This window comes from Mesorhizobium sp. BHbdii (genome assembly GCF_053848045.1).
In genome coordinates, this window is sequence record NZ_JBSPKX010000088.1 from 1 (window position 1) to 583 (window position 583).

Here is a 583-nt window from a genome sequence, read left to right on the forward strand (position 1 = left end):
CCTCGAGCGGATCGTCGGATTCGATCAGCTGCAATTCCGCCGTGCCGCCGCCGAACAGATGCGAGAACAGCCGCTGGAAGTGGCTGTTGACCACGTCGAAGGCTGCCAGTAGCCGCTCGCGGCCTTCGCGGTTGAGGCTCTGGATCGCCTGCCGCAGCTTGCGGATCGCCTCGATGATGTCCTCGCGCTCGGATACGATGGTCTCCAGCCGATCGGAGAGCTCCTTCTGCTCTTCCTCGGCGCGCAGATTGACGGCGCCGAGCCGTTCTCGCTCGATCTTGAGCCGGTCGAGCTGGCGTTCGATCTCGGCCATCTCGGCCATCGCGTCGTCGGCTTCCAGACCGGTATGGCGGATGACCAGGTGCGGCGGCGTGTTCAGCGTTTCCTGGATGCGCGCCTCGACCTCGAGCCGGCGCTCGTCGGCCGCCGTCAGCCTTTCCTCAGCACGGGCTCGGGTCTCGCGCGCCTCGGCCAGCGACTGGATGGCTGATGTGGCTCCCTTGTCCAGTTCGGCCTGCCGGTTTTCCGCTTCCTGCAGCCGGTCGGCGGCCGCCTTGCGCAAGGTCTCGGCCTCGGTGAGCTG

Annotated in this window: 1 pseudogene; it reads right to left on the reverse strand. The window is 67.1% G+C overall.

What is annotated here, in order from left to right:
* A pseudogene (locus ACWTU8_RS31985) lies at positions 1-583 on the reverse strand (chromosome segregation protein SMC); the annotation flags it as partial.